Annotated in this window: 20 protein-coding genes, 1 tRNA gene and 1 riboswitch; of the genes, 12 read left to right on the top strand and 9 right to left on the bottom strand. The window is 60.0% G+C overall.

Annotation, left to right across the window (positions count from 1 at the left end):
- Positions 1-11 precede the first annotated feature (11 nt).
- Positions 12-473 carry a carboxymuconolactone decarboxylase family protein gene (locus QA646_RS00820; protein WP_283057041.1) on the top strand — a complete coding sequence of 154 codons (462 nt, stop codon included), beginning with the start codon at positions 12-14 and terminating at the stop codon, positions 471-473.
- 207 nt (positions 474-680) lie between these two features.
- Here QA646_RS00820 and QA646_RS00815 read toward each other — a convergent pair whose 3' ends face one another.
- Positions 681-1,721, bottom strand: coding sequence for a glutamine synthetase beta-grasp domain-containing protein (locus QA646_RS00815; RefSeq protein ID WP_283057040.1), 1,041 nt, complete (start codon positions 1,719-1,721; stop codon positions 681-683).
- Positions 1,722-2,164: 443 nt separating this feature from the next.
- On the opposite strand from QA646_RS00815, the gene QA646_RS00810 reads away from it, so the two are divergent.
- The gene (locus QA646_RS00810; protein WP_283057039.1) at positions 2,165-2,356 is read left to right on the top strand and encodes a DUF2735 domain-containing protein; all 192 of its coding nucleotides are present in this window, start codon (positions 2,165-2,167) and stop codon (positions 2,354-2,356) included.
- Positions 2,357-2,508: 152 nt separating this feature from the next.
- Here the strand turns inward: QA646_RS00810 and QA646_RS00805 are convergent, their stop codons facing one another.
- The gene (locus QA646_RS00805) at positions 2,509-3,456 is read right to left on the bottom strand and encodes a methyltransferase (protein WP_283057037.1); all 948 of its coding nucleotides are present in this window, start codon (positions 3,454-3,456) and stop codon (positions 2,509-2,511) included.
- A gap of 165 nt (positions 3,457-3,621) precedes the next feature.
- Between QA646_RS00805 and QA646_RS00800 the strand changes: the two genes are divergently transcribed.
- Genes QA646_RS00800 through QA646_RS00790 form a run of 3 tightly spaced genes read left to right on the top strand, consistent with a single transcriptional unit; the run spans position 3,622 to position 5,760 of the window.
- Positions 3,622-3,888, top strand: a complete 267-nt coding sequence (locus tag QA646_RS00800; protein WP_283057036.1) for a DUF6460 domain-containing protein — start codon at positions 3,622-3,624, stop codon at positions 3,886-3,888.
- 4 nt (positions 3,889-3,892) lie between these two features.
- Positions 3,893-4,393 (top strand): CAP domain-containing protein, encoded by a 501-nt coding sequence (locus QA646_RS00795; RefSeq protein ID WP_283058929.1) that lies wholly within the window; start codon positions 3,893-3,895, stop codon positions 4,391-4,393.
- Between the two features lie 17 nt (positions 4,394-4,410).
- The gene (locus QA646_RS00790) at positions 4,411-5,760 is read left to right on the top strand and encodes an MATE family efflux transporter (RefSeq protein ID WP_283058928.1); all 1,350 of its coding nucleotides are present in this window, start codon (positions 4,411-4,413) and stop codon (positions 5,758-5,760) included.
- On the opposite strand, the gene QA646_RS00785 is transcribed toward QA646_RS00790, so the two are convergent.
- Positions 5,736-6,824, bottom strand: coding sequence for a quinone-dependent dihydroorotate dehydrogenase (locus tag QA646_RS00785; RefSeq protein ID WP_283057035.1), 1,089 nt, complete (start codon positions 6,822-6,824; stop codon positions 5,736-5,738). The two genes, QA646_RS00790 and QA646_RS00785, sit on opposite strands and share 25 nt — an antisense overlap.
- On the bottom strand, positions 6,821-7,177 hold the full coding sequence (locus tag QA646_RS00780) for a DUF952 domain-containing protein (RefSeq protein WP_283057034.1): 357 nt from the start codon (positions 7,175-7,177) through the stop codon (positions 6,821-6,823). The genes QA646_RS00785 and QA646_RS00780 overlap by 4 nt, the downstream gene beginning before the upstream one ends.
- A 118-nt stretch (positions 7,178-7,295) precedes the next feature.
- Between QA646_RS00780 and QA646_RS00775 the strand changes: the two genes are divergently transcribed.
- The 4 genes from QA646_RS00775 (at position 7,296) to QA646_RS00760 (ending at position 10,150) form a co-directional block, all read left to right on the top strand.
- On the top strand, positions 7,296-7,724 hold the full coding sequence (locus tag QA646_RS00775; RefSeq protein WP_283057033.1) for a hypothetical protein: 429 nt from the start codon (positions 7,296-7,298) through the stop codon (positions 7,722-7,724).
- A 140-nt stretch (positions 7,725-7,864) separates the two neighbouring features.
- On the top strand, positions 7,865-8,530 hold the full coding sequence (locus tag QA646_RS00770) for a helix-turn-helix transcriptional regulator (protein ID WP_283057032.1): 666 nt from the start codon (positions 7,865-7,867) through the stop codon (positions 8,528-8,530).
- Positions 8,531-8,545: 15 nt separating this feature from the next.
- Complete coding sequence (locus tag QA646_RS00765; RefSeq protein WP_283057031.1) at positions 8,546-9,655, top strand: hypothetical protein; 1,110 nt, start codon at positions 8,546-8,548, stop codon at positions 9,653-9,655.
- Positions 9,656-9,736: 81 nt separating this feature from the next.
- Positions 9,737-10,150, top strand: coding sequence for a tellurite resistance TerB family protein (locus tag QA646_RS00760; protein ID WP_028751127.1), 414 nt, complete (start codon positions 9,737-9,739; stop codon positions 10,148-10,150).
- Between the two features lie 9 nt (positions 10,151-10,159).
- Here the strand turns inward: QA646_RS00760 and QA646_RS00755 are convergent, their stop codons facing one another.
- A complete protein-coding gene (locus QA646_RS00755) occupies positions 10,160-10,993 on the bottom strand; it encodes a transporter substrate-binding domain-containing protein (protein ID WP_283057030.1) in 834 nt (277 codons plus the stop codon).
- A 406-nt stretch (positions 10,994-11,399) separates the two neighbouring features.
- On the opposite strand from QA646_RS00755, the gene QA646_RS00750 reads away from it, so the two are divergent.
- Positions 11,400-13,409 (top strand): methyl-accepting chemotaxis protein, encoded by a 2,010-nt coding sequence (locus QA646_RS00750; RefSeq protein ID WP_283058927.1) that lies wholly within the window; start codon positions 11,400-11,402, stop codon positions 13,407-13,409.
- Positions 13,410-13,710: 301 nt separating this feature from the next.
- On the opposite strand, the gene QA646_RS00745 is transcribed toward QA646_RS00750, so the two are convergent.
- The 4 genes from QA646_RS00745 to QA646_RS00730 all read right to left on the bottom strand — a co-directional run bounded on the left by QA646_RS00745 (position 13,711) and on the right by QA646_RS00730 (position 16,185).
- Positions 13,711-14,295: an acyltransferase gene (locus QA646_RS00745; protein ID WP_283057028.1), complete on the bottom strand. Its 585-nt coding sequence runs from the start codon at positions 14,293-14,295 to the stop codon at positions 13,711-13,713.
- Between the two features lie 244 nt (positions 14,296-14,539).
- Complete coding sequence (locus tag QA646_RS00740; protein ID WP_283057027.1) at positions 14,540-14,917, bottom strand: VOC family protein; 378 nt, start codon at positions 14,915-14,917, stop codon at positions 14,540-14,542.
- Between the two features lie 41 nt (positions 14,918-14,958).
- Positions 14,959-15,032 (bottom strand) — tRNA-Gly (locus QA646_RS00735).
- 58 nt (positions 15,033-15,090) lie between these two features.
- Positions 15,091-16,185 carry a 2'-deoxycytidine 5'-triphosphate deaminase gene (locus tag QA646_RS00730; protein WP_283057026.1) on the bottom strand — a complete coding sequence of 365 codons (1,095 nt, stop codon included), beginning with the start codon at positions 16,183-16,185 and terminating at the stop codon, positions 15,091-15,093.
- A gap of 170 nt (positions 16,186-16,355) precedes the next feature.
- Positions 16,356-16,434, top strand: a riboswitch (SAM riboswitch).
- 44 nt (positions 16,435-16,478) lie between these two features.
- Here QA646_RS00730 and QA646_RS00725 point away from each other — a divergent pair.
- Complete coding sequence (locus QA646_RS00725) at positions 16,479-17,666, top strand: O-succinylhomoserine sulfhydrylase (protein WP_283057025.1); 1,188 nt, start codon at positions 16,479-16,481, stop codon at positions 17,664-17,666.
- A 326-nt stretch (positions 17,667-17,992) separates the two neighbouring features.
- A complete protein-coding gene (apaG, locus tag QA646_RS00720) occupies positions 17,993-18,385 on the top strand; it encodes a Co2+/Mg2+ efflux protein ApaG (protein ID WP_107106914.1) in 393 nt (130 codons plus the stop codon).
- The last annotated feature ends 90 nt before the right edge of the window (positions 18,386-18,475 follow it).

Here is an 18,475-nt window from a genome sequence, read left to right as displayed (position 1 = left end):
AGGAGAGACCTATGCAACCTCGTTTCAACTTCGCCAAGGCTTCGCCGGACTCCTATAAGGCCATCATGGCGCTGGAGAATTTCGTCCAGACCTCCGGGCTGGAGCGCCGTTTCATTCACCTGATCAAGCTCAGGGCCTCCCAGATCAACGGCTGCGCCTATTGCGTCGACATGCATGTCAAGGAAGCCCGTCATGACGGCCTCAGCGAACAGTGGATCAATCTGATGTGCGTCTGGTGGGAATCGCCTATTTATGACGACCGCGAACGCGCCCTGCTGCGCTGGGTCGACTCCGTCACCAAGATCGCCCAAACCGGCATACCGGACGCCGACTTCGAACCGCTGAAGCAGCACTTCAGTGAAGAAGAGATCGTCAAGATCACCGTGGCAATCGGCGCGATCAATGTCTGGAACCGGCTGGCGGTCGGTTTCCGTTCGCAGCATCCGATTGATAAGGACGCGAAGGCGGCCTGAGAAAACACCTTCTCCCCAGCGGGGAGAAGGTCGCGCAAGCGGGTTGAAGGGGCGTTACCGGGAAGGGATGCCCCCTCTCTCATTTGAGGTGTTCGCACGCACCGCCATTCATCTCAAAAACAAAGGGCCGGTCTCGAGTGCGCTTGCAACGCCCCCTCAACCGGCCCGTTGGGCCACCTTCCCCGTGGGGAGAAGGTAATCTTTTCATCAAGCAGCTTCGGAAGCGAAGCCAGCCGTCGGAACTTCCGAGATAGTCTTCAGAACCTGGGAAGCGATCTGGTAGGGGCAGCCCTGAGAGTTCGGACGACGATCTTCGAGGTAGCCCTTGTAGTCGTTCTTGATGAAGGAGTGCGGAACGCGGATGGAAGCACCGCGGTCGGCAACACCGTAGCTGAACTTGTTCCACGGAGCCGTTTCATGCTTGCCGGTCAGGCGCATGTGGTTGTCCGGGCCGTAGACCGCAATGTGGTCGTGCAGGTTCTTGTCGAACTGAGCCATGAGGGCTTCGAAATAGGCCTTGCCGCCAACTTCGCGCATGAACTTGGTCGAGAAGTTGCAATGCATGCCCGAGCCGTTCCAATCGGTGTCACCGAGCGGCTTGCAATGGAACTCGATGTCGATGCCGTATTTTTCGCAAAGACGCAGCAGCAGGTAGCGTGCCATCCAGATCTGGTCGGCAGCCTTCTTGGAGCCCTTGCCGAAAATCTGGAACTCCCACTGACCCTTGGCCACTTCGGCGTTGATGCCTTCGTGGTTGATGCCTGCTTCGAGGCAAAGGTCGAGATGCTCTTCAACGATTTCGCGAGCCACATCGCCGACGTTCTTATAGCCGACGCCGGTGTAGTACGGGCCCTGCGGAGCCGGATAGCCGGATTCCGGGAAGCCGAGCGGGCGGCCGTCCTTGTAGAAGAAGTATTCCTGCTCGAAGCCGAACCATGCGTCTTCGTCGTCGAGGATGGTGGCGCGGCTGTTGGACGGATGCGGCGTTACGCCGTCCGGCATCATGACTTCGCACATGACCAGGGCGCCGTTGGTGCGGGCCGGATCCGGATAGATCGCTACGGGCTTCAGCACGCAATCGGAGCTGCGGCCTTCGGCCTGCATCGTCGACGAACCGTCGAAGCCCCAAAGCGGAAGCTCTTCAAGCTTCGGAAAATCAGCGAATTCCTTGATCTGCGTTTTACCGCGCAGGTTCGGTACCGGGGTGTACCCGTCGAGCCAGATATATTCGAGCTTATATTTCGTCATTACGCACCTCATAAGAGTTAACTACGCGAAGCAGAGAAAATTCGAAGGCGCCCGCCCCGGAAATCTTCGCCACCAACGGCCGGCATGTGACATGCATTTGACATGCCAAATTGAACGAGATGCGCTGCCGCTCGAAGAAAAATACATAAATCGGAGTCAATTTTTGCCGATTTTGCCTCGCTCCACGTCCGATTCTCTCAAAATCGTGAGCAACTTGGCCGAAAGGTGCTGCCAACTTGTCGCAGTGCGGCAGATTCGAAGCAGCGCAACAATTAGGCGTCCGAAAACCAAATTCTAGCGGCGCAAAAGCTCGAAATTGCCTATAAATTCAACCTTTTGCATTTTTTTTGTGCAAATATCTCAAAAATGGTTCCCAACTCTGCTATATATAAGTTGTCTCTTGAAGCGCGCCCGCTTGAGCACCAAAAGGGAGAGACATTGCAATGGCGATCAGCCCTCAACACGAAACGGCAAAGATTTTTAAGTTTCCCATCAAGACCCGGCCCATTCCTGCCGGCCAACGCGATCAGGTGAACCTCAATCCCGATATCGGTCCACGTATCGCGACGGCTGCTTTCGATAGCTGGTATCACGAAGCCGCCATCTCCGAGTCCGACGAGACCCGCAAACAATAGAGATTGCCGCTCCCCAACAGCGCGATATGGCGATCCGACCGAAATGGTTGATGCGGTGGAGAGATTGAGCGCAACTACTCCCTGAGCGCGCTGCGACTTCCCACGATGTTTTCGCTTGTTAGGGATGCGAAGCTATCGCGAATTCGCGAAAATCAACAGGCGGATTTCCGTGTAACGAACAAAATGCCGTGGACCGGTCTTCCGGCATCCATGCGAATGATGCTGCGCGCGAGACCGAGCACAGCGAAGCCATGAGCGGCCAATAATGTCCTGACATAGGCTTCCGAGTGGGCGAAACGCAGGGAGTCGCGCAGAAGATAACCCTCCTCCACTTCCGCATCCTCGACGGAAAAGGCAAACACAGCCCCGGAGGCGGCCAGTTCCCCGACGATCGCCATGACGCTCTGGAGATTGCCGAGATACATCAGCACGTCGGCAGCGGTGATCAGATCGACCCGTGCCGGCGCGAGCCCATCGTCGAAGACGCCGGACTGAGACGGACGCAGCGACAGGTCGGCCTGTCCCAAGTGATCGTAGACACCCTTCTCCGCTGCCTTGGCGAGCATGCCTTTGGACAGATCAAACCCTTCCAGCCGATCGACGCGTGCGCGGATTTCCGGACCGAACAGGCCCGTGCCGCAGCCGAGATCGACGGCAAGACGGAAATGCCCGGGCACGCCGGCCGTATCGGCGATCAGCGCCGCGAGCTTCTGCGGCACGCTATAGCCGAGTTTTTCGACCAGCGCTGTCTCGAAGCGGTCGGCATAGTCGTCGAAGAGGCGCTCGACATAGCGGCTCGGCGGCTGATCGGGGAGATCGGCCGCTCCCAGAGCCGAAAGCTTCAGCCGGGCGCCGAAGACGTCGCTGGCATCGAGAGCTAGAACTTTGTTCAGCGCGTCGATAGCACCTTCTCTATTCCCGGTTTTTTCACGATAGGTCGCGAGCGTGAACCAACCGGCGGCCCAGCCCGGCGTCAACTCCAGCGCCTGCTCCATCAATTCGGCAGCGCTCGCCGGCTCGCCGCTTTCGGCGAGCATCTTCGCATAGTCTGCGCGACGGTCGGCGATGACGTCGCCTGAGGAAAGCTGGCTCGGCAGCATGATCTTGGTCCTGTTTCGTGCCCGCCTTTGGACGCGGCCACAAAAAAACTCAAGTCCTATTTCAGGCAAACACCTGTTTCAGTACGTATCAGGCAAAAGCGCTTGCGAGTCGCGGGCAGCAGCCTTATCTCAAAACCGCTCGACAGGCATTATGGAGACAGCCGCATGTCCGATCAGGTGAACAGGTTCCTCGGCGACTCGCCCGGTCGTACACTCGTGAAGCTTATTATCGTGTCGCTGATCGTCGGTTTCGTGATGAAATTCTTCGGCTGGCGGCCGCTCGACTTCCTCTACGGTTTCCGCCGCTTCCTCCTTGATCTATGGCACAGCGGCTTTGCCGCGCTCGGCGAGTTCGGCGATTATGTGCTGCTCGGCGCCACCATTGTCATTCCGCTATTTATCATCCTCCGTCTTTTCAATTACCGCCGCTGATATGATCCTAAACATTCCGCTTTCCACGCGGCGCCATGCGCTGCGTCTCACCGGCCTTGCGCTCGCTGCCATCGTCGCAAGCTGCGCCACACCGCCCACCCATGTTTCCAACACGCCGGCCAATGACGAGACCGCTTCCGCGCTGCCGCTCGTCAACTCCTTGCGTGCGAAGAACGGCCTGCCGCCGCTCAAGATCGATCCGGCTGCCAGCACGGCGGCGATTTACCAGGCCAAGCGCATGGCCGATGCCGATAAGATGGAGCATCTGATCGGTATCGGCGACAATTTCGGCACGCGCGTCAAAGCGAGCGGCGTCAAGCTGCCGGCGGCCGAAAACATTGCCGAGGGTCAGCGCGACGTGAACGCCGCGGTGACGGCCTGGATCAATTCGCCGAAGCATTTGCACAACATGCTCGGCAAATATAACGGCCTCGGTGTCGCTCTTGCCTATGCTCCCTCTTCCAGTGACAAGCCCTATTGGTCCATGGTGCTCTCTTCGAACTGAGGAGCGGCTGATTGGACATGGATCATCGGGAGCATAGCGGAAGGGTTCTGCCTTTCGACGTGACGCATCGGCTGGTGCTGTCCATTGCCGTTCCTATGACGCTCGGCTTCATGACGACACCGTTGCTCGGCCTCGTGGATACCGCCGTGGTCGGGCATCTCGGCCAGCCGGATGCGCTGGCAGGGCTGGCGATCGGTGCGGTGCTCTTCGATCTCATCTTCGCAAGCTTCAATTTCCTGCGGGCGTCGACGACCGGCCTGACAGCGCAAGCCTTTGGTCGCCGCGACAAGCATGAGCAGCAGGCGGTCTTTTGGCGGGCGCTGCTATCGGCACTCGGATGCGGTCTGCTGCTTTTGCTGTTATCGCCCATATTGCTCTGGCTCGGCATCAAGCTGATGGGACCCCAAGGCGGCATTGCCGACGCGACACGCACCTATTTTTCGATCCGCATGTTGTCCGGCCCGGCAGCACTTGCGAACTACGCCACCCTCGGGTTCGTGCTCGGGCGCGGCCAGGGCCGCATCGGGCTTCTGCTGCAGAGCTTGATCAACGGCGTCAACATCATCCTCGCCGTCCTGCTCGGCCTTTGGCTGGGCTGGGGCGTCGCAGGTGTCGCCTGGGGCACGTTGATCGGCGAAGCGGCAGGCGCGCTCACGGGCCTTGCCATCGTGCTACGCAGCTTTGGCGGTGAACCTCGGCCTGTCCGGGCCGAGCTTCTCTCCCGCGCCAAGCTCACACAGCTTTTCGCACTCAACCGTGACATTCTCATCCGCACCTTCGTGCTGATCGGCGCTTTCACGCTGATGACCCGCATCGGCAATACGTTCGGCGCGGTGACGCTTGCTGCCAACGCCGTGCTGATGAACTTCTTTCTGCTTTCCGGCTATTACCTCGACGGACTGGCGAATGCCGCCGAGCAGATCACCGGCCGGTCGATCGGCGCCAACTATCGCCCAGCGTTCGAGCGCGGGCTGAAGCTGACCGGACTTTGGTCCTTTGGGCTGGCGCTTGCCGCTGCGGTGTTCTTCTTCACCCTCGGCCCGGCACTGATCTGCCTGCTGACGACCTCGGGGGAAGTGCGCGCCGCTGCCGGAACTTACCTGCCCTGGGCGGCCGTCACCGGGCTTACCGGCGCACTCGCTTTCCTGATGGATGGCGTGTTCATCGGCGCCACATGGTCGCGCGACATGCGCAACCGCATGCTGATGTCGTTTGCCGGCTATCTATTGGCACTTACAGTCTTCGTGCCGACCCTCGGCAATCACGGCCTTTGGCTCGCCATGAACGCCTTCCTGCTGTTCCGCGGCATTTTCCTGGTCATGGGATTGAAAAAGCGAGCCGATCAGACGTTTCTGCCGGCCCAATGATCGAGCCTGCTGTCGCGCAGCTCGCGGATAGAGCCGACACGCTCGCGGTCGAGCAGCTTCGACAGGCCCGCCACGATACGGCCCGGGAGGCCGGGGCCTTCATAAACCATGCACGAATAGAGCTGCACGAGATCGGCACCGGCCTTGATTTTCTCCAGCGCGGTCTCTGCTGATGAGACACCGCCGACGCCGATGATCGGCAGGGCTGCACCGACGCGGCGGCGCATTTTCGCAAGGACGACGGTGGACTTTTCGAAGAGCGGCTTGCCGGAGAGGCCGCCGGCTTCCTTCGCCTGGACCTGATCCTTTAAGCCATCACGCGAAAGCGTGGTGTTGGAGACGATCAATCCATCCAGCGCATGCGACAAAACTTCGGCGGCGATGTCGTCCATGCCCTCTTCCGTCAGATCCGGTGCGATCTTCAAGAAGACCGGGATCTTTTTGCCTGCCTTCGCAGCCTCTTCGTCGCGCGCGGCAAGCACTGCCGAAAGCAGTGCTGAAAGGCTTTCCCGCGCCTGCAGATCGCGCAGACCCGGCGTGTTCGGCGAGGAGATGTTGGCGGTAAAATAGCGCGCCACGGAGTAGAAACCGCGGATGCCAGCGACATAGTCGGCGATACGGTCGGTACTATCCTTGTTGGCGCCGATGTTGACGCCGATGATGCCGTTGCCGCGGATCGGCTGCAGACGCCGGAAGGCCGCGTCGTGGCCTTCATTATTGAAGCCGAGGCGATTGATGACGCCCTCGTCCTCGACTAGGCGGAAGATGCGCGGGCGCGGATTGCCGGATTGCGGCTTCGGCGTCACCGTGCCGATTTCGGTAAAGCCGAAGCCGAGTTTCAACAGCGCCTCCGGCACCTCGGCGTTCTTGTCATAACCGGCGGCCATGCCGAGCGGATTGGCAAAATCCAATCCGGCAATGGTCTGACGCAGTCGCTGATCGTTGGTGATCCGGCAGGCAGGAACAAGGCCGGATCTCAGGGCGGCGATCGACATTCCATGCGCCGTTTCCGGATCGAACATGAACAGACCACGCCGGCCGAGATCGCGGAAGGCGCCAATCATTCGGGCATCTCCGGAAAGATATGCGCGCCATCGGGGCCAAGCGGCAGCGGCTTTTCCCAAAGTACGGTCGAAAGCGGCAGCGGTGCGTAAAGGTGCGGGAAAAGGTCGCCGCCGCGTGACGGCTCGAACACCAGCTTATCGCCGAGCGCATCGCCGTCGATCGCCACCAGCAGCAGGCCGGTCTGGCCGACAAAATACCGGGCTGCAGTTTCCTTTGCCTGCTTCGCCGTCGACAGATGGATGAAATTATCGGTCAGATCGATCGACGCGCCATTAAAAACGCCGGTTTGTCTGGCTTGCTGCCAGAGCGTATCCGGCACGATCTTGTAAACCACTGGCATCGCAGTCATCATCCTTACATGACTTAGGTCCTTGATAGGGCTTTGCACGAAAACCGTTGCCGATGTCCACGGGGACCACGGGGAAAAGTGCAGATGGATGCACAATTCAGCAGAAATTCCGGAGGATGACATGACGAAGGAAATGGTATCAGGTTTTGCGGCCCTCATCCTGCCTGCCGCTCTTCTTCTCGCCACGCCGGGCCGCGCCGCGGAGCCGGACCCAGCGCGCTTCCAGCTTGAGCGCAGCGGCGATCATTTCGTCCGTCTGGACAAGCAGACGGGCGCCATGTCGATCTGCCAGGATCAGAACGGCAATCTCGTCTGCCGCATGGCCGCCGATGAGCGTGCGGCCTATGAAAACGAGCTTGACCGCCTCTCCGAGCGTGTCTCGAAGCTGGAAAAGACGGTTGCTGCGAACGGCGGATCGAACTTGCCGAGCGACGCCGACATCGATCGAACTCTCGGTATCATGGAGAAATTCATGCGCGGCTTCATGGGCATGGCGAAGGAGTTCCAGAAGGAATCGCCCGACAATCAGGCGCAGCCGCAGAAAACCTGAAGCCACTGGAATCAAAAGCGAAAGCAAGGGGACAAAGGACCTTATTCCTACGTCGCCCTTTACTCGCAAAAGAGCCTCGATTAACCTTTCTTTAAGGGTTAAACGCCGAAAATTCCGGCTTCCGAGTATGCTGAACCGCAATGCTGTCACATGAGCAGATATGGAGCGCGATCGACAGGCTTGCCGAACGGCACGCCCTGACGGCGTCCGGTCTTGCGCGGCGCGCCGGGCTCGATCCTACATCGTTCAACAAATCGAAACGGCTGAGCCAGGATGGACGTCTGCGCTGGCCCTCGACGGAATCGATCGCCAAGGTGCTGGATGCAACCGGGGCCAGCATGGAGCAATTTCTCGGTTTCATGCGCTCGGTGGACGCGGCCAACAGCATATCCGATCGCACTTTCCATCTGCCGGCAAGCTCCATCCCGCTGCTCGGCTTCGCCCAAGCTGGCGCCGGCGGCTTTTTCGATGACGGCGGCTTTCCCGCTGGTCAGGGATGGGACATGGTGGAATTTCCCGTGTCGCCCGGGCAAAAGGGCGGCGTCTATGCGCTGGAGGTGCAGGGCGAGAGCATGCTGCCGCTCTATCGCGACGGCGATGTGCTGATCGTCGAACCAGGGGCACAGATCAGGCGCAATGATCGTGTAGTGGTCAAGACCCGCGAGGGTGAAGTCATGGCCAAGGTGTTGCTCCGACAGAGCGCGCGGTCGATCGAACTGCTGTCGCTCAACCCAGAACATCCCAATCGAAGCTTCGATCTTGCGGATGTGGAATGGATGGCACGCATCATTTGGGCCAGCCAATAGGAAAGTTTTCTCGTTATGCGGCGTGATTTCTGGCTGGCAAGTTTGGCAGGTGTAGTCCTCGGTTCGTGGCTGACGCTGGTCGCCGTACAAGTCGAAGAGCATGGCTTCAGTGTTTCGAACACTGCCGCAGCCGAAAGCCAACCGACTGGAAGCGCGCCGATATCAACGGAAACGGCAAAGGCGGCCGTCCCGGCAACACCCCGTTCGATCCAACAGCCTGCCAAGACGAAGCAGGAGACGGCGCCCGTGGCCGAGACGAAGCCCGAGAACAAGGCCTCGGTGAAACCTGTTGCCGTTGCCGAGCGCACGATCCCGGCCGCAACGCCGACGTCGACCCCGGAAGTTACAGCAAAAGCTGCTATCGCCGCCACGGCAGATCAAATCGATAAAGATCAGTCCACCGCAGCCGTACAGCGGGCCATATTGCCCGAAAGCAAGACGTCCGCCGAGTTGGCACAGCCGAAGGCGACACCGGCAAATCCGGGCGAGACGCAAGTGGCGCAGGCAACGCCGACAGAGTCGGCGCCATCAAACCGAACCAATGCGTCCCAGACACCGGCGAACCAAATGCCGGCCGATGAGGCGGACAGGGAGCAGGCGGCCGCAGCGCGCCGGACAGCACCTGCCGAACCGCCATCGCAGCAGGCGTCGTCTGGCAACGATCAAAAGCCGAGCGAGCAGACAAAGCCGGTGGAACTGGTGCGACCGTTTTCGGACCGCGCCGGCATACTGACCATCGCCGGCAAGAGCGTGCAACTTCCCGGCATCATTCCGACCGATGTCGACCGGATGTGCACCGGGCCGAACGGCAAGAGCTGGCCCTGCGGGGCGGCGGCGCGTACAGCCTTCCGCATGTATCTGCGCGGCCGGACCATCGACTGCGATCTGCCGAGCCCGACCTGGCAAGGTACGGTGACCGGCGCCTGCCGATATGTTCGTGTCGATCTCAGCGAATGGCTGGTGCGTTTCGGCTGGGCCGAGCCCGAGCCCGGATCGCCGCTGGTTGCTCTTGCCGAACAGGCAAAGCAGCAGAAACGCGGCATCTACGGCGACGATCCGCGAGCGCGCGGAAAATCGACGCTGGGCCCGCCGCCAGCCAAGGAAAATCCGCTCAATCCAATCTGACGTCACGCTTGCGACAAGCGCTCTTGTCATGAGAGCCGCGACTTTCTAGTCTGCTGCCAAATTAAAGGATTTTGCACTGTCATGAACAAGCCGCTTTCCGCCCATGAGGCCCTGATCTACGTCATGGTGATGGCATCCGCCGTCGATCGGACCATGAACGACAAGGAATTGGGACGGATCGGCGAGCTGATCCACGCACTGCCGGTTTTCGACGGTTTCGACGACGAGAGGCTGATCTCCGTTTCGCGCGATTGCGCCAAGCTTCTCGCCGGCAGCGAAGGGCTCGATATCGTGCTGGAAACCGTGCGCGACACCTTGCCGGTGCGGCTCTACGACACCGCCTACGCGCTTGCCGTCGAAGTCGCTTCCGCCGACTTCTCAGTCAAAGCCGAGGAGCTGCGCCTGCTCAGCCTGCTGCGCGACCGTCTCGGTCTGGACAAGCTCACCTGTGCTGCCATCGAGCGCAGCGCTATTGCCCGCTATCGCAAGGGCTGAGACGTTTCATCAATAGAGTCCGTAGGGAAAATAGCGCAGATAGATTTCCTGCAGCCGGCCGTCGCGTGACAACGTTGCCAGCGCATGATTGATCGCGGCCGTCAGATCGGCATCCTGCTGGCGCAGCATGATGGTCATGCCCTCGCCAAGGAATTGCTGGGAGAGATAGGGGCCGTCGAACAATGCGCAGCATTTTTCGGCCGATGACGACGATACCCAGAAGGACAGTTGCAGCCCATCGGCAAAGGCAGCGTCGACCTTTCCCTCTTTCACCGCCGCCAGCAGCGCATCCTTGTCGTCGAAGGGCACCTGCTTGATGGCGGGGAAAAAGGCGGCCAGCATCGCCTCATGCGCCGTGCCCTTGACCACACCCACCGGATGACCGGTAAGCGCAGCGGCCGTCGTGCCGTCGATCGATGCCTTGAGATTGCGGACGAAGCGGGCGGGCAACATCAGGAAGGGACGCGAAAAAGCAAAACTCTTGCGCAGCTCGGATGTCACCGCGACGCCGGCGATCACCGCATCACCCTGCGAAGCGGCAAGCGCCCCCTGCAATTCATCGAATGGCAGCGCCTGGATCTGACATTTGTCCGCTATGCCGAGCTCGTCGCAGATCGCGCGGGCAAGATCGACGTGAAAACCGGCGAGCTTGCCGTTCTGATCGGCGAAATTGAAGGGCGGGAAGTCGACGGATGTCAGGAAGCGCAGCCTGACCAGCGAAGACAAGTCCGGCTTCGGCAGCCGCTCGCGCGAATCGAACAGGATCGGCAGGCCCGACGGGGGCGCCTCCTGGGCAGCCAGAGGCATGGCGCAAGATGTAGAGATCAGCGCTGCGCATGCCATACACCTTGCCAAGTGTCCCAACAACGAAGGGCAAACACGCATGACGATGATCCAGCCTCCGGTCGGTTCGTGGTTTCCGATTTCGAGACTGGTGTAACAGAGTCGTGCCGGAGGGAGAATGCAATACCTGGAAAATGCGTGGATACCCGGCAGAATCGGGTGTGAAACATATCGGCGTTAGCGGTCGATTAAGCTCTGTCGATTCTATTTGGCATAGACGACGTCGGCCCCGAAAGCTGATCGCATGACGCAGGTCGTCCAAACCTTGCCTGCCAAGGTATCTCATAAAAATTCGGCTTCACTTGCGTACACCAGGCAGCAAGCGCGACATCCATCACTTCTCCAGGGAAAGCGGATCATGGCGCTCTACCGCAGGTGCGGCGCGATATGCTTCGGGCGGATCGTCATGTTCAGGAACCTGAAAATCAAAACCAAGATGCTCGCCGTGATCCTGTTTCTCGGGATCATCTGCTTCGCCGGCACACTCTACATCGTGAGCGAATTCCGCAACGCAGACCAGGCCTACAGCGCCTTCCTCGACAACGAGGCCGTTGCGGCGACCCAGGGCACGCGTTCCAGCGCATCTGTTCTGACCTCGGTGCTGCAGGCAAGCATAATGTTGAATTTCGATCCCGACAGCGACGCCTTCAAGACGATTGCAGCGGGCAAGAGCCGTTTCGCAGACGCCAAGGATCGGTTGAAGCAGGCCGAAAGCCGGGTTCCTGCGCAAAAGGCGCAGATGGATGAGATCCTCGCGGGCATAGATGAGCTGGAAGCGCTGACGAACAAGGTGATCGATCAGCGCAAAAACGGCGACGCGAAAGGCGCAGCGGCGAGCATGATCGCGGTTGTCGGCAAGTTGACCGCGCTCGACGCCAAAATGCAGGCCAATAACAACGCCTTGACCGACCGGATGAATGGCGGCGCCGATGCCTTGTCCGCCGACGTCAGCACAGCGATCGACTACACGCTCGTTATTCTCAGTACACTGACTCTTCTGGCCATGGCCCTTGGCGTCTATGTCGCGCAGACCGGCATTGCGACGCCATTGACGCGCCTGCATCTGCGCATGGTGACGCTTGCCAGCGGCGACACCACAAGCGACATCGAAGGTCTCGACCGCCGCGACGAAATCGGCCAAATGGCTTCGGCAGTTTCCGTTTTCCGCGACAACGCCATCGAACAGGCCCGACTGGAGGCGCAAGCCGAGGCCGACCGTAATCTCAGCGAGAGCGAGCGCGCCGAACATGAAGCGCAAAGAGTGGCGGAAGATGCGCATCTGCAGCAGGCAGTCCAGGCGCTCGGCGACGGCCTCAAGCGTCTGGCGGACGGCGATCTCGTCACCCACATCAACACGCAGTTCGTCGCCCATCTCGACCAGCTACGGCAGGATTTCAACAATTCGCTGATCAGACTGAACGAGGCAATGCAGGCGGTCGGCGCCAATGCGCGCGCCATCAATGCCGGCGCCAATGAGATCCGCGGCTCAGCCGACGAGCTTTCCAAGCGCACCGAACAACAGGCGGCCGCCGTCGAAGAAACGGCCGCGGCCCTGGAGCAGATCACCACCACGGTCAAGGACGCCGCCAAGCGGGCGGAAGAGGCAAGCCAGCTCGTTGCCCACACCCGCGCCGGCGCCGAACGGTCCGGCGAGATCGTCCGCAGCGCCGTCAGCGCCATGCAGCAGATCGAGAAATCCTCCTCCGAGATCGGCAACATCATCGGCGTGATCGACGACATCGCTTTCCAGACCAACCTTCTCGCCTTGAACGCCGGTGTCGAAGCCGCTCGTGCCGGTGAGGCCGGCAAGGGCTTTGCGGTCGTCGCCCAGGAAGTGCGCGAACTGGCGCAGCGCTCGGCCAATGCCGCCAAGGAGATCAAATCGCTGATCACCGCGTCCAGCACGCATGTGCAGACCGGCGTCAATTTGGTCGACGAGACCGGCAAGGCGCTCGACGCCATCGTCTCGGAAGTGCAGGACATCAACCGGCATGTGCATGCCATCGCCGAAGCGTCCCGCGAACAATCGGCCGGCCTGCAGGAGATCAATACCGCCGTCAACGCCATGGATCACGGCACGCAACAGAACGCCGCCATGGTCGAGGAAAGCACCGCCGCCAGCTATAACCTGGCAACGGAAGCCGCCGCGCTGACGGCTCTGCTCAGCCAATTCCGCCTGACGGGAACAGAAGGCAGTTACGTTGCTTCTGCAGCTCCGTCGAGCCAGGCGCCGCGCGTCTCCGCCCGCCCCGCCCCGCGGCCCACGGTTGCTCCGGTCCGTGCCGTCGAAAGGACGAAGGCACGCCCGGCTCCCTCGCCCGCCCGCGCGCTCGGTCAAAAGCTAATGAGCGCCTTCGGCGGCAGCAACCAGACCGTCGCGACTCCTGCGAAGGACGCGGACTGGACGGAGTTCTGAGACCGCCAGCACCGCTCGGCGCGATAATTCGACACGGAAGGGCGGGACGCTTCATCGCGTTCCGCCTGTTTGTTTAGAGCAATTCCAGGAAAAGTGTGCAGCGGTTTTCCGTCCGGAATTGCGAAAAAACAAAAAGATAGAGCGGTTCTAAGATTCCGTGAAAAGCTGAACCGCTCTAGAGCATGATGCCGAAAAGTGTGAGCGGTTTTCGGACGACATCATGCTCTACTTCTTTGATTCTAGAGCGGATTCAGATTTTAGGTCGTTTCGACCTAAAATCATCCGGCTCTAAGCGAGCCCGTCAGTCCGTTTTTCTTTTGGAGAGAGAAAGCCGTTCGACATTCGCGTGTCCGACGCTGACCGTTTCGCCCCGCCGCCTGACCAGCCGCGCGGGAGCGCCGACGTAGATGCCATAGGGTTCGGTCTTCCCCTTGACGACGGCATTGGCACCGATGACGCACCCTTTGGATATGTGGGAACCGCCCAAGATTTTCGCCCCGGCGCCGATCCAGACATCGTCTTCGATGACAACCGGCTTCTTGGTAACGCCCTGCATGCGAATGGGCTGTGTGAGATCATCGAAATTATGGTCGAACGAAACCACCATGGCATGGGCGGCGATCCGCACATCATTGCCGATCGTGATGCCGCCGCGTCCGAGCAGAATGGTATAGTCGTTGAGGGAGACGCTTCGACCCATATCGATGCTGCCGCGTTGCGCATCGATGACGATCCCCTTCCGCAGAAAGGCCTTTGGCCCAATGCGGACGCTGCCATCCCTCCAGATGATCGTCGCGCTGGGCGGTACCTTCGTGCGGCGGGAAATCTTCAACACGCCGCGCGTGAAGATCGCCCTCAATCTGTAAAGCAGCCCAACATTGAGCATCGGCATCCGTTCCGGTTAAGGAATGAGCTTCTGCCACGAATGTCTGGCATTAACCTGAATGGGGATGGATAGAGGTGATAACGGCGAACCACGGGACGCGTCTGATCCTTCGCAAGTCCGGCCAGACGTGCCACGATCCTGCATCGCCCGCCGCCCGGCTCGCCCAATCGCTGCCTTCAGCGACGCTCTGAAAGAGGCTTACGAGGACATGCGAGAACGCCGGCGCGTCCTCGACTGTCTACTCTCATGTCGCAGGCTTGTTGATCATCGCTTCGATGTTGTAGCCATCGGGATCAAGGACGAAGCAGGCATAGTAGTTCGCAGAATATTCCGGTCGTGGACCGGGCACACCGTTTTCCTTGGCACCGGCCTGAAGAGCGGCGTGATAGAACGAGTCGACCTCAGCCCTGCTCTGAACGCGGAAGGCGACATGCAGATGCGTCAAAGGCGGTTTGCTGCCCGTGTGCTGGATCTCGAACAGGCTGCCATCCCCCACGTCGAATGCCCAGAATACGCCCTCTTTTCCGAAGGAAAGGCGATATCCCAGAGGTTCGAAGGCTTTCTCGTAGAATGACCTGCTTTTCTGTAGATCGCTCACTTCAATGGTTATGTGATCAATCACCTTCGGCGTATCCTAGAGATCTACAACGCTGAAAAGAAACCTGGAGCGGGTGAAGGGAATCGAACCCTCGTATTCAGCTTGGGAAGCTGCTGCTCTACCATTGAGCTACACCCGCCTGACATTCAGAGGTGTCCAACAGTTGGCGGTCTCTGTCAAGGCCGCCAAATAGACGATCACAGCCGGAAATGCTTCGAAAGCTTCAGCCCCTGCGCCTGATAGTTGGAGCCGAGGCCGGAGCCGTAGAGGCTTGAGGGCTGTTCCAGCATGTGCTCGTAGACCAGGCGGCCGACGATCTGGCCGTCTTCGAGGATGAACGGGACTTCGTGGCTGCGCACTTCCAGCACGGCGCGGCTGCCGCGGCCGCCGGCTGGCGCGTGGCCGAAGCCGGGATCGAAAAAGCCGGCGTAGTGCACCCGGAATTCGCCGACCAGCGGATCGAAGGGCGTCATTTCGGCGGCATAGTGTGGCGGCACATGAACGGCTTCGCGCGAGACCAGAATGTAGAATTCGTCCGGATCGAGGATCAGTTCGGTGCGGCCGCGGCTGTAGAGCGGCTCCCAGAAATCGAAGATATCGTGCTGGGCCTTCTTGTCGACGTCGACGACCGCCGTGTGGTGCTTACCGCGATAGCCGATCAGGCCTTCCTTATCGCCGGCGAGATCGATCGACAGCGCTATGCCGCCGCCGGTAACGTTCGGCTTCTTGCTGGCGACCAGCGTCTCGCTCTCGTGCAGCGCCAGCAGTTCCGGCTCGGAGAGTGTGGCCTGTCCGACGCGGAAACGGATTTGCGACAGGCGCGAGCCGCGGCGCACGACGATCGGAAAGGTGCGCGGGCTGATTTCAAGATAGAGCGGACCGGAATAGCCGGCCGGGATCTTATCGAATTCCTGCGCCCGGTCCGTGATGACGCGGGTGAAGATATCCAGACGGCCGGTCGAGCTCTTCGGATTGGCGGAGGCGGACATATCGGCCGGCAGGTCGAGCCGCTCCATCAGCGGCACGATGTAGACGCAGCCGGTTTCCAGCACCGCGCCTTCCGAGAGATCGACGACATGCAGCTTCAGCCGGTCGAGCTTGTCGGCGACGAGATGCGATGGGCCGGGCATGAAGCTGGCGCGGACGCGGAAAGCATGCGCACTGAGCCTCAAGTCGAGGCTCGCCGGCTGGATCTGATCGACATCCAGTTCTTTTTCGCTCGTCAGCCTTCCCGCTTCGAAGAGCGCCGCAATGGCGCGATCGGCCAAAATTCCAGTAGTGCGAGCCATCATGCCTCTTTCCCAGCGCATGACCCGGCTAGTCGAGAACAGACTTACCGGGTTACGCGCCGTTCAAAATGTTACTGTGACCTTTGCGCATCCTGACGAAGGCGCGGGCAGTAATTTGCCGCAGACAAAACCAAACTCGGGGAATTGACGCAAGCGGTCAACGGCAGTATTGCAACTTATCCCGTGGTGATTTGGCCGGTCGGCTTGCAGCCACGTTAAACAAGTGGCTAAAAGGACCGGGGTTAAACCGGTCTGCTTTTCGCGGCCGGTTTTTTTGTTTTGAAAGTGGTGATGGCATGAGCAAGACTTGGCGCCCCGCAACCCAGCTCGTTCACGGCGGAACGCTCCGTTCGCAATTCGGCGAGACCTCCGAAGCAATCTATCTGACGCAAGGCTTCGTCTACGACACGTCGGAAGCCGCGGAAGCCCGTTTCAAGGGCGAGACCGACGGCTTCATCTACGCCCGCTACGGCAGCCCCACCAACGACATGTTCGAAAAGCGCATGTGCGCTCTGGAAGGCGCCGAAGAAGCCCGCGCCACCGCTTCCGGCATGGCCGCCGTTTCGGCCGCCATCCTCTGCCAGTTGAAGGCCGGCGATCATATCGTTGCAGCCCGCGCGCTCTTCGGCTCCTGCCGCTGGGTCGTTGAGACGCTGGCGCCGAAATACGGCATTCAATGCACCCTGGTCGACGGCCGCTTCACCGAAAATTGGGAAAAGGCGATCCAGCCGAATACCAAGGTCTTCTTCCTCGAAAGCCCGACCAATCCGACGCTGGAAGTGGTCGATATCGCTGCCGTCGCCAAGCTCGCCAATCAGATCGGCGCCAAGGTCGTGGTCGACAACGTCTTTGCGACGCCGCTCTTCCAGAAGCCTTTGGAACTCGGCGCACACATCGTCGTCTATTCCGCCACCAAGCACATCGACGGCCAGGGCCGTTCGCTCGGCGGCGTCATCCTCTCCGACAAGCAGTGGATCGACGAGAACTTGCAGGACTATTTCCGCCATACTGGCCCGGCCATGTCGCCGTTCACCGCCTGGACACTGCTGAAGGGCATCGAGACGCTGCCGCTGCGCGTCACGCAACAGACGGCAAATGCGGCAAAGATTGCCGATTTCCTCGCCGAGCAGACCAACAAGGTCGCTCGCGTGATCTATCCCGGCCGGAAGGACCATCCGCAGGCCGATATCGTCGCCAAGCAGATGACCGGCGGCTCGACGCTGGTGGCATTTGAGCTGAAGGGCGGCAAGGAAGCGGCTTTCAAGCTGCAGAATGCGCTGGAGATCGTCAAGATTTCCAACAATCTCGGCGACTCCAAGAGCCTGATCACCCATCCGGCCACCACCACCCACAAGAACCTCACCGACGAAGCCCGTGCCGAACTCGGCATTTCGCCGGGAACGGTGCGCTTTTCCGCGGGGATCGAGGACGGCGAGGATCTGATCGAGGATTTCGCCCGCGCACTGGCGCAGGTCTCTGCCTGACTTTTCTACCCAAACCCGCCCGAATATTGTTCGGGCGGGCTTACACATCTTGAAAACAGACTTTGCGGCTATACTTTCGACCGCGGACGATTAACCTTTAGAGTTAGTCCTAACATCTGGAAATCCGAAGGGTTTAATCCGTCAAAGGCGTTTCCACCAATCCATTCCTTGACGGAACAGGTCGCTTTATAGGATACCCCTAAGTATCCCGCTTTCCGTGGGATCATAGAAAGCGGATAAGGTGCCCTAGATTTAAAATGCTGGAGCGTCCTTTGTGCGTTCGTTTGGGCGCGCGACGTTTCGGAGTAGTGACCAAGGTGTCAGGCATGTATCGCGCTCTAACACACGACATCGAAGTTGTTGTCGAACCCTTTTATCTGGAGGAGCAATCCGATCCGGATGACGATCGTTACGTCTGGGGTTATCGCATCGTGATTTCCAACCACTCGACCGTCTCCGTGCGGCTGGTGACGCGCTATTGGCACATCACCGATCAGAACGGCATGGTGGACGAGGTGACCGGACCCGGCGTCGTGGGCGAGCAGCCGAGGCTGCGGCCCGGCGATACCTATGAATATTCCTCAGGCTGTCCGCTCGACACACCCTCGGGCATGATGTTCGGCCACTACCAGATGGAGACGGATGACGGGAAGCTGTTTCACGTCAAAATCCCCGCCTTTTCGCTGGATACGCCCAACCTGCTACGAACGCTGAACTGAAGCTGGTTGGAGCGGTTCAGCTTTTCGTGAAAAAGCAACGCCGCTCCATGTTCTTGTTCTTCGCAATTGCGCACGGAAAACTATTCAGCC

The sequence above is a fragment of the Rhizobium sp. CB3090 genome (assembly GCF_029714285.1).
GTDB lineage: Bacteria > Pseudomonadota > Alphaproteobacteria > Rhizobiales > Rhizobiaceae > Rhizobium.
The sequence above is the reverse complement of the archived record's forward strand: the minus strand, read 5'-3'. Positions and strand labels throughout refer to the sequence as shown.

What these genes read in the sequence shown, in the direction of transcription:
- QA646_RS00820 (WP_283057041.1), top strand. Translation starts at nt 12, where the DNA reads ATGCAACCTCGTTTCAACTTCGCCAAGGCTTCGCCGGACTCCTATAAG.
- QA646_RS00815 (WP_283057040.1), bottom strand. Translation starts at nt 1,721, where the DNA reads ATGACGAAATATAAGCTCGAATATATCTGGCTCGACGGGTACACCCCG.
- QA646_RS00810 (WP_283057039.1), top strand. Translation starts at nt 2,165, where the DNA reads ATGGCGATCAGCCCTCAACACGAAACGGCAAAGATTTTTAAGTTTCCC.
- QA646_RS00805 (WP_283057037.1), bottom strand. Translation starts at nt 3,456, where the DNA reads ATGCTGCCGAGCCAGCTTTCCTCAGGCGACGTCATCGCCGACCGTCGC.
- QA646_RS00800 (WP_283057036.1), top strand. Translation starts at nt 3,622, where the DNA reads ATGTCCGATCAGGTGAACAGGTTCCTCGGCGACTCGCCCGGTCGTACA.
- QA646_RS00790 (WP_283058928.1), top strand. Translation starts at nt 4,411, where the DNA reads ATGGATCATCGGGAGCATAGCGGAAGGGTTCTGCCTTTCGACGTGACG.
- QA646_RS00785 (WP_283057035.1), bottom strand. Translation starts at nt 6,824, where the DNA reads ATGATTGGCGCCTTCCGCGATCTCGGCCGGCGTGGTCTGTTCATGTTC.
- QA646_RS00780 (WP_283057034.1), bottom strand. Translation starts at nt 7,177, where the DNA reads ATGATGACTGCGATGCCAGTGGTTTACAAGATCGTGCCGGATACGCTC.
- QA646_RS00775 (WP_283057033.1), top strand. Translation starts at nt 7,296, where the DNA reads ATGACGAAGGAAATGGTATCAGGTTTTGCGGCCCTCATCCTGCCTGCC.
- QA646_RS00770 (WP_283057032.1), top strand. Translation starts at nt 7,865, where the DNA reads ATGCTGTCACATGAGCAGATATGGAGCGCGATCGACAGGCTTGCCGAA.
- QA646_RS00765 (WP_283057031.1), top strand. Translation starts at nt 8,546, where the DNA reads ATGCGGCGTGATTTCTGGCTGGCAAGTTTGGCAGGTGTAGTCCTCGGT.
- QA646_RS00760 (WP_028751127.1), top strand. Translation starts at nt 9,737, where the DNA reads ATGAACAAGCCGCTTTCCGCCCATGAGGCCCTGATCTACGTCATGGTG.
- QA646_RS00755 (WP_283057030.1), bottom strand. Translation starts at nt 10,993, where the DNA reads ATGGCATGCGCAGCGCTGATCTCTACATCTTGCGCCATGCCTCTGGCT.
- QA646_RS00750 (WP_283058927.1), top strand. Translation starts at nt 11,400, where the DNA reads ATGTTCAGGAACCTGAAAATCAAAACCAAGATGCTCGCCGTGATCCTG.
- QA646_RS00745 (WP_283057028.1), bottom strand. Translation starts at nt 14,295, where the DNA reads ATGCTCAATGTTGGGCTGCTTTACAGATTGAGGGCGATCTTCACGCGC.
- QA646_RS00730 (WP_283057026.1), bottom strand. Translation starts at nt 16,185, where the DNA reads ATGATGGCTCGCACTACTGGAATTTTGGCCGATCGCGCCATTGCGGCG.
- QA646_RS00725 (WP_283057025.1), top strand. Translation starts at nt 16,479, where the DNA reads ATGAGCAAGACTTGGCGCCCCGCAACCCAGCTCGTTCACGGCGGAACG.
- apaG (WP_107106914.1), top strand. Translation starts at nt 17,993, where the DNA reads ATGTATCGCGCTCTAACACACGACATCGAAGTTGTTGTCGAACCCTTT.